9 protein-coding genes and 3 tRNA genes are annotated in these 14,257 nt (G+C 65.9%); 3 read left to right on the top strand and 9 right to left on the bottom strand.

Annotated features, from left to right (window positions below):
- Positions 1-259: 259 nt before the first annotated feature.
- The 9 genes from ACK4ZD_RS12300 to ACK4ZD_RS12260 all read right to left on the bottom strand — a co-directional run bounded on the left by ACK4ZD_RS12300 (position 260) and on the right by ACK4ZD_RS12260 (position 11,115).
- Positions 260-333: transfer RNA gene (locus ACK4ZD_RS12300), tRNA-Cys, on the bottom strand.
- A 114-nt stretch (positions 334-447) separates the two neighbouring features.
- A tRNA-Gly gene (locus tag ACK4ZD_RS12295) sits at positions 448-523 on the bottom strand.
- 132 nt (positions 524-655) lie between these two features.
- Positions 656-3,073: an endopeptidase La gene (lon, locus tag ACK4ZD_RS12290; RefSeq protein ID WP_409662428.1), complete on the bottom strand. Its 2,418-nt coding sequence runs from the start codon at positions 3,071-3,073 to the stop codon at positions 656-658.
- A gap of 90 nt (positions 3,074-3,163) precedes the next feature.
- Positions 3,164-4,441 carry an ATP-dependent Clp protease ATP-binding subunit ClpX gene (gene clpX, locus ACK4ZD_RS12285; protein WP_409662426.1) on the bottom strand — a complete coding sequence of 426 codons (1,278 nt, stop codon included), beginning with the start codon at positions 4,439-4,441 and terminating at the stop codon, positions 3,164-3,166.
- Positions 4,442-4,570: 129 nt separating this feature from the next.
- Entirely contained in the window at positions 4,571-5,185 is a 615-nt protein-coding gene (gene clpP, locus ACK4ZD_RS12280) for an ATP-dependent Clp endopeptidase proteolytic subunit ClpP (protein ID WP_409662423.1), read from the bottom strand.
- A 153-nt stretch (positions 5,186-5,338) separates the two neighbouring features.
- The gene (gene tig, locus ACK4ZD_RS12275; protein ID WP_409662420.1) at positions 5,339-6,646 is read right to left on the bottom strand and encodes a trigger factor; all 1,308 of its coding nucleotides are present in this window, start codon (positions 6,644-6,646) and stop codon (positions 5,339-5,341) included.
- 22 nt (positions 6,647-6,668) lie between these two features.
- Positions 6,669-6,755, bottom strand: a tRNA-Leu gene (locus ACK4ZD_RS12270).
- A gap of 67 nt (positions 6,756-6,822) precedes the next feature.
- Positions 6,823-9,945, bottom strand: a complete 3,123-nt coding sequence (locus ACK4ZD_RS12265; RefSeq protein ID WP_409662417.1) for an efflux RND transporter permease subunit — start codon at positions 9,943-9,945, stop codon at positions 6,823-6,825.
- Between the two features lie 18 nt (positions 9,946-9,963).
- Positions 9,964-11,115 (bottom strand): efflux RND transporter periplasmic adaptor subunit, encoded by a 1,152-nt coding sequence (locus ACK4ZD_RS12260; protein ID WP_409662414.1) that lies wholly within the window; start codon positions 11,113-11,115, stop codon positions 9,964-9,966.
- A 182-nt stretch (positions 11,116-11,297) separates the two neighbouring features.
- Here ACK4ZD_RS12260 and hpnC point away from each other — a divergent pair, with 182 nt between their 5' ends.
- Genes hpnC through hpnE form a run of 3 tightly spaced genes read left to right on the top strand, consistent with a single transcriptional unit; the run spans position 11,298 to position 14,253 of the window.
- Positions 11,298-12,134 (top strand): squalene synthase HpnC, encoded by an 837-nt coding sequence (gene hpnC / locus ACK4ZD_RS12255; RefSeq protein WP_409662411.1) that lies wholly within the window; start codon positions 11,298-11,300, stop codon positions 12,132-12,134.
- On the top strand, positions 12,131-12,967 hold the full coding sequence (hpnD, locus tag ACK4ZD_RS12250; protein ID WP_409662408.1) for a presqualene diphosphate synthase HpnD: 837 nt from the start codon (positions 12,131-12,133) through the stop codon (positions 12,965-12,967). The genes hpnC and hpnD overlap by 4 nt, the downstream gene beginning before the upstream one ends.
- 2 nt (positions 12,968-12,969) lie before the next feature.
- Positions 12,970-14,253 carry a hydroxysqualene dehydroxylase HpnE gene (hpnE, locus tag ACK4ZD_RS12245; RefSeq protein ID WP_409662406.1) on the top strand — a complete coding sequence of 428 codons (1,284 nt, stop codon included), beginning with the start codon at positions 12,970-12,972 and terminating at the stop codon, positions 14,251-14,253.
- The last annotated feature ends 4 nt before the right edge of the window (positions 14,254-14,257 follow it).

Genomic DNA, 14,257 nt, shown 5'->3' with positions numbered 1-14,257 from the left:
CGCCGCATGTCGCGGATGGCGTCGAACTCGCCAGAGAACGAAAGATCTTCGCCGCAGGGTTGGTCAGAAGACAAGGGTTCGATCAGACGGGCATCCATGCACAGTAGCTTCGGGTTCCAGCACGACGCGCAGGATACTGAAACCTTCTCGCCGCAAAGGCTACAAATTGCGACCGAACCCGCAAGCACGGGGGGATGTCTGTGCCGTGACACGCGCAGGCGGCTCAGCCCGCGCACTAGACGCACTAGAGACAGGAAGATGGAGGCGGAGGCCGGAATCGAACCGGCGTGGACGGCTTTGCAGGCCGCTGCATAACCACTTTGCTACCCCGCCCTTGGGGAAGGCTCCTGCATAGCGTGGGAGCCGAGCATCGGCAGCGAATGCTACCAATGAAAAAGGGAAGCTGCTTGGATCGAGGAGATCTGAAGAAGCTTCCCTTTCAGCATCTGGAGCGGGAGACGAGTCTCGAACTCGCGACCTCAACCTTGGCAAGGTTGCGCTCTACCAACTGAGCTACTCCCGCGTGGCTTTCTTTGATTCGCTGCCGGCCTCGTTTTTTTTTGAAGTCTTCAGCGTTTCGCAGAAGCTCGCATTATAGGAGAGATTTTCTTCTTCGTGCAAGCCCCCTGGGGGCTCACACGAAGAGGATGCGCGTTCAGTGGGTCAGCACGTCGGCACTGCCTGCCGCCGGGGCGTCCTTGGCCGCCTCGACCTTGACGGCCTCGTCCTCGGGCAGCGGCTCGGGCTTGGACACCAGCGCGGTCTCCAGCACCTTGTCGATCCACTTCACCGGAAGGATCTCGAGTTGATTCTTCACGTTCTCGGGGATCTCCTGAAGATCCTTGACGTTCTCCTCGGGGATCAGCACCGTCTTGATGCCGCCACGGTGAGCTGCGAGCAGCTTCTCCTTCAAACCGCCGATGGCCGTGACTTCGCCGCGCAGCGTGATCTCGCCCGTCATCGCGACATCGGCGCGCACGGGGATACCGGTCAGCGCCGACACCATGGCCGTGGTCATCGCGATGCCGGCGCTCGGGCCGTCCTTGGGCGTAGCGCCATCGGGCACATGGATGTGGATGTCGCGCTTTTCGAACATCTCATCCTTGATGCCCAGGCGGCGGGCACGCGATCGCACCACCGAACGGGCCGCCTCGACGGACTCTTTCATCACGTCGCCAAGCTGTCCGGTGCGGATGGTGTTGCCCTTGCCGGGCATCACCGCCGCCTCGATGGTCAACAGATCGCCGCCAACCTCGGTCCAGGCCAGGCCCACGACTTGGCCGACCTGGTTCTCCTGCTCGGCGCGGCCGTACTGGAACTTGCGCACACCGAGGAACTCGTTGAGGTTGTCCTCGGTAACGACGACCTTGCCCTCATACTTCTTCAGTGCCTGGCCCTTGACGACCTTGCGGCAGATCTTCGAGATCTCCCGCTCAAGTGAACGCACGCCGGCCTCGCGGGTGTAGTAGCGAATGATCCCGCGGATGGCCGACTCGGTCACCTCGAGTTCCTCGTCCTTGACGCCGTTGTTCTTGCACTGCTTGGGCAACAAGTAGCGCTGGGCGATGTTGACCTTCTCGTCCTCGGTATAACCCGACAGGCGGATCACCTCCATGCGGTCGAGCAGCGCCGGCGGAATGTTCAGCGAGTTGGAGGTCGCCACGAACATCACATCGGACAGGTCGAAATCGACCTCGACATAGTGATCGCTGAACGTGTGGTTCTGCTCGGGGTCGAGCACCTCCAGCAGCGCCGAAGACGGGTCGCCACGGAAGTCCATGCCCAGCTTGTCGATCTCGTCGAGCAGGAACAGCGGGTTGCGTACACCCACCTTGGTCAGGCTCTGGAGCACCTTGCCCGGCATCGAGCCGATGTAGGTGCGGCGGTGACCACGGATCTCGGCTTCGTCACGCACGCCACCCAGGGCCATGCGAACGAACTTGCGGCCCGTGGCGCGCGCCACCGACTGACCCAGCGAGGTCTTGCCCACGCCCGGGGGGCCCACCAGGCACAGGATGGGGGCCTTGACCTTGTCGACACGCTGCTGCACCGCGAGGTACTCCAGGATGCGCTCCTTGACCTTTTCCAGGCCGTAGTGGTCCTCGTTGAGCACCTCCTCGGCGTGCACCAAATCGTGCTTGATCTTGGTCTTCTTGCTCCAGGGCAGGTTGACCAGGGTGTCGATGTAGTTGCGCACCACCGTGGCCTCGGCCGACATCGGCGACATCAGCTTGAGCTTCTTGAGCTCGCTCTCGGCCTTCTTGCGCGCTTCCTTGCTCATGCGTGCGGCGGCGATCTTCTTCTCGAGTTCCTCGAGGTCGGCGCCCTCCTCGCCCTCGCCCAGCTCCTTCTGGATGGCCTTGACCTGCTCGTTCAGGTAGTACTCGCGCTGACTCTTCTCCATCTGACGCTTGACGCGGCCGCGGATGCGCTTTTCCACCTGCAAGATGTCGACCTCGTGCTCGAGCTGCTCAAGAAGTCGCTCCAGCCGCTTGGCCACCGAGAACAGGTCGAGCACCGATTGCTTGTTTTCGAGCTTGAGCGGCAGGTGGGCGGCAATCGTGTCGGCCAGGCGCCCCGCATCGTCGATGCCCGCGATGGAGGTGAGGATCTCCGGCGGGATCTTCTTGTTGAGCTTGACGTACTGGTCGAACTGCTGGGTCACGGCTCGGCGCAAGGCCTCGACTTCCGGAGAGCTCTCGGTCTCGGGCGGCACCGGGCGGACGACGGCGACGAAATGCTCGCCCCTGTCGTCGATGCGGTCGGTGGTGGCACGCTGCAAGCCCTCGACCAGCACCTTCACGGTGCCGTCGGGCAGTTTGAGCATCTGCAAAATGCTGGATACGCAACCCACAGAGAACATGTCGTCGGCGCGCGGCTCGTCCTTGCCGGCGGCCTTCTGGGCCACGAGCATGATCTGGCGGCCGGCCTCCATGGCCGATTCCAGCGCCTTGATCGACTTGGGCCGGCCCACGAACAACGGGATGACCATGTGGGGAAAGACCACGACGTCTCGCAGCGGCAGCAGGGGCAGCTCGATGGGATCGGCGGGCAATACGGGATGTCCAGACATCACAGACCTCTCTTTCTCAAGCCGGATGTGGGGCTCGAGAGTTCAATTGCAAGACGGGACGCTCCCCCCTGAGGGGAGCACCCCGCCCCTTCAAGCGCTGGCCTTGGCCTGCTCGCGGTAGACCAGCAGGGGCTTGGTGTTTTCCTCGATGGTGTGTTCATCCACCACCACCTTGGCCACGCCATCCAGGGCGGGCAGGTCGAACATGGTGTCGATCAGGGCCTGCTCCATGATCGAGCGCAGGCCGCGGGCACCGGTCTTGCGCGCCAGCGCCTTGCGGGCGATGGACACCAGCGCCGAAGGTCGGATCTCCAGCTCCACACCGTCCATCGAGAAGAGCTTCTGGTACTGCTTGACCAGGGCGTTCTTGGGCTCGGTCAGGATCTGCACCAAAGCGTCTTCGGTGAGCTCGCCCAGGGTGGCCACCACCGGCAGCCGGCCGACCAGCTCGGGGATCAGGCCGAACTTGATCAGGTCCTCGGGCTCGACGTCACGGAACACATCCGAGAGCTTGCGCTCGGACTTGCTCTTCACCGAGGCCCCGAAGCCGATGCCCGACTTCTCCGAACGGTTCTGGATGATCTTTTCCAGTCCGTCGAAGGCCCCGCCGCAGATGAACAGGATGTTGGTCGTGTCGATCTGCAGGAAGTCCTGGTTGGGATGCTTGCGGCCGCCCTGGGGCGGCACGGAGGCCATGGTGCCCTCGATCAGCTTGAGCAGGGCCTGCTGCACCCCTTCGCCGGAGACGTCGCGCGTGATCGAGGGGTTGTCGGCCTTGCGCGAGATCTTGTCGATCTCGTCGATGTAGACGATGCCGCGCTGCGCGCGCTCGACCTCGTAGTTGCAGTTCTGCAGCAGCTTCTGGATGATGTTCTCGACGTCCTCACCCACGTAGCCGGCTTCGGTGAGCGTGGTGGCGTCGGCAATCACGAAGGGCACGTTGAGCAGCCGCGCCAGCGTCTGGGCCAGCAGGGTCTTGCCCGAGCCGGTGGGGCCGATCAGCAAGATGTTGCTCTTGGCCAGCTCGACCTCGTCCTTCTTGCCGGCCTGTGCGCCCATGTGCTTGAGGCGCTTGTAGTGGTTGTAGACGGCCACGGACAAAGTGCGTTTGGCCGCCTCCTGTCCGATCACGTACTGGTCGAGGCTGGCTTTGATCTCCGCCGGCGTGGGCAGGTCCGAGCGGGCGGCACGGCCCTCGGGGGCTTCGGCCGGGACTTCGTCACGGATGATGTCATTGCACAGGTCGATGCACTCGTCGCAGATGAACACCGACGGCCCGGCGATGAGTTTCTTCACCTCGTGCTGGCTCTTGCCGCAAAAGGAGCAATACAAGACTTTCTCGCTGGAAGAGCCTTTTTTCTCGGGCATGGTTCGGGACTCGGCTGGAGGTGCTTTTCGGAGGATGATAAGTCAAAAGAAAACGGGGCCCGGGTCAAAGGAAAGGCCCCGTTTGCTGTCTTGTTTTTCCGGCTGCCCGGCGCTGGCAGCCGGTGGGCGTCACCCCTGCTCGCGGCGTTCGAGCACCCGGTCGATCAGGCCATAGGCCTGGGCTTCCGGGGCGCCCATGAAATAGTCCCGCTCGGTGTCGGCCTGGATCTTCTCCAGGGGCTGGCCGGTGCGCTCGGCCAAGATGCGGTTGAGCTGGTCGCGCGTCTTGAGGATTTCGCGGGCATGGATCTCGATGTCCGAGGCCTGGCCCTGGGCCCCCCCGAGCGGCTGGTGGATCATGATCTTTGAGTTGGGTAGCGCAAAGCGCTTGCCCTTGGCGCCGGCGGCCAGCAAGAAGGCCCCCATGCTGGCAGCCATGCCCATGCACAGGGTGGACACATCGGGCTTGATGAACTGCATGGTGTCGTAAATCGACATGCCGGCGCTGACGCTGCCACCCGGGGAATTGATGTACAGCGAGATGTCTTTGTCGGGGTTCTCGCTTTCCAGGAACAACAGCTGGGCCACCACCAGGTTGGCGGTCTGGTCGTTGACCGGGCCCACCAGGAAGACCACGCGCTCGCGCAGCAGACGGCTGTAGATGTCGTAGGCACGCTCGCCGCGGCCGGATTGTTCGATGACGATGGGCACCATGCCCAGGTTCTGGAGGTCCAGGGAGCTCATGAAGGCGATCCTTGCGATGCGGACGACAGGAAGATGGAAGCAGCGCCGATTATGGCGGTTCGCACGCGCCCTCGCCCGCAGGCTGGAGGCGCAAAGCGAACGGGGCGCCGCGCCGGTCGCGGCGCAGCGCCCCGTGGCGGGCGTCACGCGGGATCAGGCCCCCATGAGTTCGTCGAACGGCAAGGTCTTGTCGACGACCTTGGCTCGGGCCAGAACGAATTCCGTGACATTGTTCTCGAGCACCACGGCTTCGACCTCGGCCAGGCGCTGCGTGTCGCTGTAGTACCAGCGCACCACCTCGTCGGGCTTCTCATAACTCTGGGCCAGCTCCTCGATATGGGCTTTGATCTGGTCGGGCTGGGCCTTGAGATCATGAGCCTTGACCAGTTCGGCCACCACCAGGCCCAGGCGCACGCGGCGCTCGGCCTGCGGCTGGAACATCTCGGCCGGGATCGGGGCCTTGTCGGCATCCTTGACGCCGCGGGCCTTCAGGTCAGCACGGGCCGCCTCGGTCATGCGCTCGACCTCGCTTTGCACCAGAGCCTTGGGCACATCGAGCTCGGCCACCTTGAGCAAGGCGTCCATCACGGCCCCCTTGTTGCGGGCCAGCACGCGGAACTTCACTTCGCGCTCGAGGTTCTTGCGGATGTCGGCTCGCAGGGTGTCGACCGAGCCGTCGGCGATGCCCAGGGACCGGACAAAGGCCTCGTTGACCTCGGGCAGCTGCTGCGCCTCGACCTTCTTCAGCGTGACGAGGAAATCGGCTTCCTTGCCGGCCACGTCCTTGCCATGGTAGTCGTCGGGGAACTTCAACGGAAAGGTCTTGGACTCGCCGGCCTTCATGCCGCGCACGGCCTTCTCGAAGGCCTCGAGCATGCGCCCTTCGCCCAGAAGGAACTGGAAGCCTTCAGCCTTGCCACCCTCGAAGGGCACCCCGTCGATCTTGCCTTCGAAGTCGATGGTGACGCGGTCGCCATCGGCCGCGGCCTCGGCCACCGGGCGCTGGTGGAAGGTGCGGCGCTGCTTGCGCAGGATGTCCAAAGTCTTGTCGATGGCCGCATCGGTCACCTCGGTGGACACACGCTCGACTTCGGTGCCCGACAGGTCGCCGATCTTGACGTCGGGATAGACCTCGAAGGTGGCATCGAAGGCCAGCTCCCCCTCGGGCGCCCCTTCCTTCTCGGTGATGCGTGGGGCCCCGGCCACCCGGAGCTGGGCCTCGTTGGCGGCCTTGGCGAAGGCTTCGCCCACCTTGTCGTTCATCACCTCGTACTGCACGGAAAAGCCGTAGCGCTGGGCCACGATACTCATGGGCACCTTGCCGGGACGGAAACCGTCGGCCTTGACGGTGCGGGCCAGGCGCTTGAGGCGGGATTCGACCTCGTTCTTGATGTCCTCGGCCGACAGCGTCAGCGTGATCTTGCGTTCCAGTTTGTCGAGGGTTTCAACAGTCACGGCCATGGTGATCTCTCTCGTTTGAATGTGGTGCGCGGGGGGGGACTCGAACCCCCACACCATCGCTGGCGTCAGGACCTAAACCTGGTGCGTCTACCAATTTCGCCACCCGCGCAAATCGAAAGGGGAGCGGCCTGCTCCCCTTCAGGTGTTCCTATGGGTGTTCCAGGAAACCGCGGATTTTAACCCGGCGCCAGACTGCGAGGCTCTTTGACCCGGAACCAGGCGGCATACATGGCCGGCAGCGCCAGCAGGGTCAACACGGTAGCCACGACGAGGCCGCCCATGATGGCCACCGCCATCGGGCCCCAGAAGATGCTGCGCGACAGCGGGATCATGGCGAGCACGGCGGCCGCCGCCGTCAGGAGGATGGGCCGCAGCCGGCGCACGGCCGCTTCGACCACCGCCTGCCAGTCGGGCACGCCGCGGGCGCGGTCCTGCTCGATCTGGTCGATCAGGATGACCGAGTTGCGCATGATCATGCCCATGAGCGCGATCACCCCCAACAGGGCTACGAAGCCGAAGGGCCGATTCAGGATCAGCAAGGCGGCAGCCACCCCGGCGATGCCCAGCGGCGCGGTCAGGAACACCAGCACCGCGCGGCTGAAACTGTGCAGTTGCAGCATCAGCAGCGTGAAGGTGATGAAGAGCATAGCGGGCACGCCAGCGGCAATCGAGCCGGTGCCCTTGCTGCTCTCCTCTACCGTGCCGGCCATGTCGATACGGTAGCCCACTGGCAGCCTGGCACGGATCGCGTCGAGCTGAGGGTTGACCTGGAAGCTCACGGTGGCAGGCTGCAGCCCTTCCACGACGTCGCCCTGCACGGTCACGGCATAGTCGCGACCTTCGCGCCAGAGCACGCCAGGCTCCCAGACGAACTCGGGACGGGCCACCTGCGTGAGCGGGATGCTGCGGCCGCTGGCCGTGGGCACGTAGGCGTTCTGCAGATCGGTCAGCGCGGCGCGCTCTTGGGCAGGAGTGCGAAGCACGATGTCGATGAGCTTGTCGCCATCGCGGTATTGCCCGATGGTGTTGCCCGACTGCGCCGTGCGCAGGGCCTGGGCGATGGCCTGGCTGGTCACGCCCAGCGCGCGCGCGCGGGTCTGGTCGATGTCCAGGCGCAGCACCTTCACCGACTCGTTCCAATTGTCGTTCACCCCGCGCAGGTGGGGGTTGGCCAGCATCACGGCCTTGACCTCGTCGGCGATGCGCCGCACCTCGGCAGGATCGGCACCGATCACACGGAACTGCACCGGATAGGGCACTGGCGGGCCATTGGGCAGCAACTTCACTCGGCCGCGCACCTCGGGGAACTCCTCGGCCAGCAAGGCCGGCAGCCGGCGGCGCAAGTCCTCGCGGGCCGACAGATCCTTGGGCATCACGATCATCTGGCTGACGTTGGACTGCGGAAAGATTTGGTCGAGCACCAACGCAAAGCGCGGCACGCCGCTGCCCACCCAAGTGCTCACGTGGGCCACGCCCTCTTCCCTCATCAATCGCGCCTCGACACGGCGCGCCACGTCCTCGGTGGCCTGATAAGAGGATCCTTCGGGCAGCCAGAGATCCACCAGCACCTCGAGCCGGTTGGAATCCGGGAAGAACTGTTGCTGCACCCGGCCCATGCCCACCACACCAAGCCCCAGCGACAGCACGGTCAGGCCGATGGTGATCCAGCGATGACGCACGCACCACCCCACCAGACGGCGGAAGCGGTTGTAAAAGGGCGTATCGAAGAGCTCATGGGGCCGGTCGCCGGCGAGGGCGCGGGTCTTGAGCAGCACCGTGCCCAGGTAGGGTACGAAGTAGACTGACACGACCCAGGAGATCACGAGTGCAGCCGCAGTGACGGCGAAGATCGCGAAGGTGTACTCGCCCACGGCGGACTTGGCCAGGCCGATCGGAAGAAAACCCACGGCGGTGATCAGCGTCCCGGTGAGCATGGGCATGGCAGTAATCTCGTAGGCGGCCGTGGCGGCACGCAGCTTGTCGTAGCCTTCTTCCAGCTTGCGCACCATCATCTCGACAGCGATGATGGCGTCGTCCACCAGCAGGCCCAACGCAATGATCAGCGAGCCCAGCGAGATCTTGTGCAGGCCCACACCCCAGTAGAACATCGTGACGAAGGTGATGGCCAACACCAGCGGGATGGTGATGGCCACCACCATGCCCGGACGCCAGTCCAGTCGCAGCGGCCGCATGTGCAAGCCCAAGCTGAGGAAGCTGACCGCCAGCACGACCACCACAGCCTCGATCAGCACCTTGATGAACTCGTTCACCGACCGCGAGACCACCGTGGACTGATCCTGGAACTGCGTCATCTCGATGCCCACGGGCAAGTCGGCACGGATCGCCTGCACCGCGCGCTCCAACTCCCGCCCAAGACGGATGATGTCGCCACCCTTGGCCATGGAGACGCCCAACGCCAACACCTCCTGGCCCTGGTGGCGCACTTTCACCTGCGGCGGGTCGACATAACCCCGGCGCACCTCGGCAATGTCCCCCAACCGCAAGGTATTGCCCGCGGCGCGGATGGGGAAGGCACGCAACTCCTCCTCAGAGTTGAAGGGCCCGCCCACGCGCAACTGCACCTGGTCGGTCGGCAAGGTGACGACGCCCGCCGATTCGATGGCGTTTTGCTGGCCGAGCTGAGCAATCACCTGATTGAAGTCCAGGCCCAGTTGCGCCAAGCGAGCCTGCGAGACCTCGATGTAGATCTTCTCGTCCTGCGCGCCGAAGATCTCGACTTTGGCCACATCCGGCACGCGCAGCAACTGCTGGCGCACCCGATCGGCGTGCTCCCTCAGTTCGCGCGGGCTGAAACCGTCGGAAGACAGGGCATAGATCGCCCCGTACACATCGCCGAACTCGTCATTGAAGAACGGACCGATCACGCCCTGCGGCAGGCTGCCGCGCATGTCGTTTACCTTCTTGCGGGTCTGGTACCAGATCTGCTGCAGCTGCTCTGGCGGGGAGGAATCGGCCACCTGAAAGATGATGAGCGTTTCCCCCGGCTTGGAGTAGCTGCGGATGATGTCCGAATAGGGCACCTCCTGCAGCGTGCGCTCGATCTTGTCGGTGACCTGGTCGGCAATCTGCTGTGCGGTGGCGCCGGGCCAATAGGCCCGTACCACCATGGCCCGGAAGGCGAACGGCGGATCCTCGTCCTGCCCGAGCTGGAAATAGGCCGCAAAGCCCAGCACCATCAGCACCGCGAGCAAGTAGCGTGTGAGCGCGGAGTGCTCGAGTGCCCAGCGAGAGATATTGAAGCGGCGCTCTCTCGAAGCCGACAGCGGCGGTGAACTCACGGAAGACCTCGCGCAGGCTCAGGGAGTGTTGGGCGATGTGGCAGCCAGGGCGCCGGGCGCGGCAGTCGATGCCGCCGGCGTGCCGCCGCCGTTGTAGAACCTGACGCGCTGCCCCGGCTGGAGGACATGCACGCCGGCGGTCACGACCGTCTGGCCTGCAGTGAGTCCGCTGCGGATGATCACCTCGTTGCCGTGCGCTGCGGCGACCTCCACAGGATGGAGGTTCACGGTCATGGTTTGGGTTTCGAGCAACCACACATGGGTGCGCCCCTGATACTCGCGCAAGGCTGACAACGGCAGCTTGATCACGGCCTCACGAGCCGCGTCGTGGATCATCACGATGGCGCTACGCCCGAGAGGCGCCGAGACCGTGCCCAGATCGGCCTTGACCGTGAAGGTTCGGGTGACCGGGTCGGCAGATGCGGCAACCTCTCGAATCCGTGCGACGATCACTCGTTCGTCCTCACCCCACAGGCGCACTCGCACTGGCGTGCCTGTCGACGCCAGCACTCGTATCGCTTCGCGCCGATCTTCAGGCACAGCGAAAACGGCGTCGCGCGGGCCATCGTGGGCCAGACGAAGCACGGGAGTCCCCGCGCCCAGCACCATGCCGGGTTCAGCCTCGATGCCGGTCACGACACCCGCCACGTCGGCCACCAGGCGGGCGTAAGCCGTCTGATTCCCCTGCGCATTCGCCTGCGCCTGCGCCTGAACCCATTGGGCCCGCGCCGCCTTGAGGGCGGTCTCACGGCGCTCCACTTCGGCCGAACTGATGAAGCCCTGGGCTCGCAACTCGGTGAAGCGCCTGAAGTCGGCCTCGACCTGTTCGAGGTTGGCCTGGGCAGCAGACACCGCCGCTTGGGCCGCTTGCTCGCCCAGACGCAGATCTTGGGCATCGAGCAAGGCCAGCACCTGCCCCGCGCGCACCCTGTCGCCCAGGTTGACGGGACGCTGCACCAGTTTGCCTGACACCCGAAACCCCAATCGCGATTCCGTGCGCGCGCGCACCTCGGCCGCGTACTCGTGCGCACCGACCACCGACTGAGGGGCCAGCGTCAAGGTGCGCACGGCCCGCACTGGCTCCTGCGGCTTCGGCGAGGGGGAACAGCCAGCCAGCAGCCCCACGGCTGCGGCAAGAACAACGGCAAGGGGAAGCGAGGGCGTGGACATCAGGAGGCCTCGGGCGCAAAGAATCACCGGCGGACGAACCCCCGCAGCGCTCGAAGGGACGAGGCGGCTGCAAACGGAGGGTCGTTACTGACTGACTGGTCAGTACTCTAGATTCCGGCTGATCTGATGTCAAGACGCGACCACGTAGTGGGCCCACCCCAAAGGCGTGGACAATCGCCCCCGTGAGCGTGGACCACTATGAAAATTTTCCCGTCGCGTCCTGGCTGTGCCCCCCTGCACTGCGCCCGGCCGTCTCCGCCCTGTACTGGTACGCCCGCACGGCCGACGATCTGGCCGACGAGGGCCGCCGCAGCCCCGCACAACGCCTGGCCGATCTGGCCGCCTACCGACGCGATCTGGCCGCCACGGTGGCCGGGCAGCCGGTATCCGACCGCTGGCCGCAGGTCTTCGGCCCCCTGGGTCAGGCCATCGCCCGCCACCGCTGGCCGGTGAAACTGCTCGAAGACCTGCTCAGCGCCTTCGAGCAAGACGTCGTCAAGCACCGCTACGTGGACCGCCAGGAACTACTGGACTACTGCCGGCGTTCGGCCAACCCGATCGGGCGGCTGCTGCTGCATCTGCTGGCCATCGACGACGAAGCCTCGTTGCGTCGATCCGATGCCATCTGCACGGCCCTGCAGCTCATCAACTTCTGGCAGGATCTGGGCGTGGATACGGGGCGGGGCAGGCTGTACATCCCGTTGGAGGACTGTGCCCGCCATCGGGTGCCCCCCGCCTCGCTGCTGGCACGGCACGAGACGCCAGCCACCCAGGCCCTGGTGCGCGACATGGCGCAGTGGGCCCGCGGCCTGATGCATGAAGGAGCCCCCCTGGTTCACCGCGTACGCGGACGTTTCGGCTGGGAGCTGCGCCTGGTTGTGCAAGGGGGGCTGCGCATCCTTGAGAAAATCCGCCGCCTCGACTACGCCACCCTTCACACCCGCCCTGTGCTGCACCGCCTCGATGCCCCGATCCTGCTGTGGCGCGCGGCCCGGATGCCTCGCTTTCCTGCCCCATGACCCCTCAGCAATATGTCCAGGACAAGGCCGCCGCCAGCGGGTCGAGCTTCTACTACGCCTTCCTGTTCCTGCCACCCGCGCGCCGCGCGGCCATCACTGCGTTCTACGCCTTCTGCCGGGAGGTCGACGACATCGTCGATGAAGTGGGCGACCCCGGGGTCGCGCGAGCCAAGCTCAGTTGGTGGCGCCGGGAGGTGGCCGAGTCCTTCGCGGGGCGCCCCAGCCATCCGGTGATGCAGGCCCTGATGCCGCATGTCGCTGCCTACGGGATCCGCGCCGAGCACCTGGGAGCCGTCATCGAAGGCTGTCAGATGGACCTCGACCAGACCCGCTACCTCGACTACGCCGGACTGCAGCGCTACTGCCACCTCGTCGCCGGGGTGGTCGGCGAGGTGGCCAGCGGCATCTTCGGGCGCACCCAGCCGGGCACCATCGACTATGCGCACCGGCTGGGCTTGGCGCTGCAATTGACCAACATCATCCGCGATGTGGGCGACGACGCACGCCGCGGCCGCATCTACCTGCCGGTCAGTGAACTCCAGCAGTTCGACGTGAAGGCCCACGAGATCCTCAACCGCGTCTACAGCGATCGCTTCACGGCCCTGATGCGCTTCCAGGCCGAGCGGGCCCACCGCTGCTACGACGAGGCCCTGGCCTTGCTGCCGTCGGCTGACCGGGCTTCGCAGAAGCCCGGCCTGATGATGGCCAACATCTACCGCACCCTGTTGCGCGAAGTGGAGTCCACCGGCTTCCAGGTGCTGCACCAGCGCATCGCGCTCACCCCGGTGCGCAAGCTGTGGATCGCCTGGCGCACCCACTGGCGGGGGCGCTGAGCATGGCCCGCCGCCTGGCAGTGATCGGCGCCGGCTGGGCCGGCTGCGCTGCGGCCGTGCAGGCCGTGGACGAAGGCTTCGATGTCACCCTCTACGAGATGGCGTCCTGCCTGGGCGGTCGCGCCCGCCGGGTGGACGTCGAGGGGGTGGCCCTGGACAACGGCCAGCACATCTTGATCGGTGCCTACACGGAATGCCTGCGGATGATGCGCTTGGTGGGCGTGCGCACGACGCTGGACCTGCTGCGCATGCCGCTGCAGTTGGTTCATGCCGACGGCGGCGGCCTGCGGCTGCGCCCCGGCCGCCCCGTGCCGGCGCTGCTGAGCGCCATCGCCCAGCACGGCCGATGGACCGTAAGCGAGCGCCTGGCTTTGCTGCGCAAGGCTGGCCTGTGGACGCTGCGCCGCTTCCGTTGCGACCCGGCCCTCACCGTGGCGCAGTTGTGCGCCGGCCTACCCTCGCGGGTGCGCGACGAACTGATCGACCCGCTGTGTGTGGCCGCTCTGAATACGCCGGTCCATCGCGCCAGTGCCGCGGTCTTCCTGCGCGTGCTGCGCGATGCGCTGGGCTCGGGACCGGGCAGCAGCGACTTGCTGTTGCCGCGCACCGACCTCAGCGCCCTCTTTCCCGAGCCGGCCGCCCGCTGGCTCGAAACCGCCGGCGCGCGCGTGCGGCGCGGTCACCGGGTGCTTGGGCTGGAGCGCCACGGGAGCACGTCCTGGCGGGTCGATGGCGACCCCTATGACGCAGTGATTCTGGCCTGTCCGCCCGGCGAGGCGGCTCGGCTGGCCCGTCCCCAGGCCGCAGCCTGGGCGGATCGGGCAGACGCGCTGCGCTTTGAACCCATCGTGACGGTCTACGCCCACGCCGCCGGCGCCCGGCTGCCGCTGCCGATGCTGGCCCTGCGCAGCAGCGAGACCGCCCCGGCCCAGTATGTGTTCGATCGTGGCCGGCTGGGCGGTCCCACAGGCCTGCTCGCCTTCGTGATCAGCGGCGCCGGCTCCTGGGTGGCCCGGGGTCTGGAAGCCACCGCCCAGGCGGTCCACGACCAGGCCTGCCGTGAGTTGTCTCGCTACCTGCGCCCGCCCTTGCGGATGGTGCGCACCATCGTCGAGAAGCGGGCTACTTTCCTGTGTGAGCCAGGCCTGCAGCGCCCGTCGCCGGCCATCGCTCCCGGGCTCTGGGCGGCAGGCGATCACGTGGACGGCCCCTACCCCGCGACACTGGAGGGCGCGGTGCGCGCCGGGGTGGCCGCGGCACAGTCCGCCGCGGCCCACCGCGCTTGATTTT

Origin of the sequence: Caldimonas sp., from assembly GCF_046291045.1 — a bacterium.
Lineage (GTDB): Bacteria > Pseudomonadota > Gammaproteobacteria > Burkholderiales > Burkholderiaceae_C > Caldimonas.
Note: the sequence above shows the minus strand (reverse complement) of the source record. Positions and strands in the feature narration are given on the sequence as shown.

Excerpts from the sequence above, each read along its gene's own strand:
- lon (WP_409662428.1), bottom strand. The coding sequence starts at position 3,073 with ATGTCTGGACATCCCGTATTGCCCGCCGATCCCATCGAGCTGCCCCTG.
- clpX (WP_409662426.1), bottom strand. The coding sequence starts at position 4,441 with ATGCCCGAGAAAAAAGGCTCTTCCAGCGAGAAAGTCTTGTATTGCTCC.
- clpP (WP_409662423.1), bottom strand. The coding sequence starts at position 5,185 with ATGAGCTCCCTGGACCTCCAGAACCTGGGCATGGTGCCCATCGTCATC.
- tig (WP_409662420.1), bottom strand. The coding sequence starts at position 6,646 with ATGGCCGTGACTGTTGAAACCCTCGACAAACTGGAACGCAAGATCACG.
- ACK4ZD_RS12260 (WP_409662414.1), bottom strand. The coding sequence starts at position 11,115 with ATGTCCACGCCCTCGCTTCCCCTTGCCGTTGTTCTTGCCGCAGCCGTG.
- hpnD (WP_409662408.1), top strand. The coding sequence starts at position 12,131 with ATGACCCCTCAGCAATATGTCCAGGACAAGGCCGCCGCCAGCGGGTCG.
- hpnE (WP_409662406.1), top strand. The coding sequence starts at position 12,970 with ATGGCCCGCCGCCTGGCAGTGATCGGCGCCGGCTGGGCCGGCTGCGCT.